At 70.2% G+C, this 1,535-nt stretch carries 1 protein-coding gene; it reads left to right on the forward strand.

The genetic code is table 11. The annotated features are described in order from the left end of the window. Positions 1-1,535, forward strand: a 1,535-nt coding sequence (locus tag VA603_RS11920; protein ID WP_323438979.1) for a response regulator, incomplete at both ends; no start/stop codon positions are given.

Genomic DNA, 1,535 nt, shown 5'->3' on the forward strand with positions numbered 1-1,535 from the left:
GAGGCCGGCAAGATGGACGTGCACCGCGAGGAGGTGCGCATCGAGGGCGTCACCCGCGAGGTGCTGCGCCACTTCCGCCACATGGCGGTGGAGAACCGGCTCGAATTCGCCATCGACCTGGACCCGTCGGTGCCGGAAGTGCTGGTCACCGACCGCTCCAAGCTGCAGCAGGTGCTCAACAACCTGCTCGGCAACGCCTTCAAGTTCACCCGCGAGGGCAAGGTGACGCTGCGCCTGGCGCTGGCCGACCACGCGATGCTGACCCGCATCGGCGTGGCCGCCGGCGAGCAGTACATGGCGCTGTCGGTGCAGGACACCGGCATCGGCATTCCGCCGGAGCGCCTGGATTCGATCTTCGAGGCCTTCGAGCAGGTCGACTCGAGCACCAGCCGCCATTACGGTGGCAGCGGCCTGGGCCTGGCCATCGCCCGCCGCCTGGCGCAGCTGCTCGGCGGCCACCTGGTGGTGGAGAGCGAGCCGGACAAGGGCAGCTGCTTCACCCTGGTGCTGCCGCTGCTGTCGGCCGCGGTCAGCAGCACCGCCGCCACCGGCGACGCGGCGCCGGCACCGCTCGAGCGACGCCCGGCGGCGACGCCGGCGCGTGCGGCCACCGCGCAGCTGATCGACTGGATCCCGGACGACCGCCACAACATCGCCGCCGGCGAGACGGTGATCCTCACCGTCGAGGATGACCCGGCGTTCGCGCGGATCCTGGTCGACCTGATCCGCCGCAAGGGCCACCGCGCGCTGGCCGCCGCCGACGGCGAGAGCGGCCTGGAGCTGGCCCGTCGCTACCGTCCCACCGGCATCCTGCTGGACGTGATGCTGCCGGGCATGGACGGCTGGTCGGTGCTGCAGCACCTCAAGCACGACCCGGTCACCGCGGCGATCCCGGTCCACTTCATCTCGGCCGTGGACGAAGCGGCCAAGGGCGTGGCGCTGGGCGCGGTCGGCTACCTGACCAAGCCGGTGGACCGCCCGGCGCTGATCGCCGCCTTCGACCACCTGCTCGACGTGGCCGGCAAGATCGTGCGCAAGCTGCTGCTGGTCGATGACGATGCCGATTCACGGCTGGCGCTGACCCGCCTGCTGCAGGCCGACAACGTCGAGATCGACCAGGTGGCCTCCGGCGAGGAAGCGCTGGAGCGCATCGCCACCCACAGCTACGACTGCATCGTGCTGGACCTCAACCTGGGCGGGATCTCGGGCGTGGAGTTCCTGGAGAAGGCCGCCACCCTGGTGGCGGTGCCGCCGGTGGTGATCTATTCCGGCCAGGACCTCAGCCGCGAGGAAAGCCTGAAGCTGCGCCAGTACACCGACAGCATCGTCATCAAGGGCCAGCGCTCGCCCGAGCGCCTGCTCGACGAGGTCAGCCTGTTCCTGCACAGCATTGGTTCGCGCGGCGCCAACGCCACCCCTTCGGACGACCAGAACCTGGGCGGCCGCCAGGTGCTGCTGGTCGACGACGACATGCGCAACCTGTTCGCCCTGTCCAAGTCGCTGCGCGCGCGCGGCATGAACGTGATCATGGCCCA

Origin of the sequence: Stenotrophomonas capsici (assembly GCF_034961085.1) — a bacterium.
In the GTDB taxonomy this organism is placed as follows: Bacteria; Pseudomonadota; Gammaproteobacteria; order Xanthomonadales; family Xanthomonadaceae; genus Stenotrophomonas; species Stenotrophomonas capsici.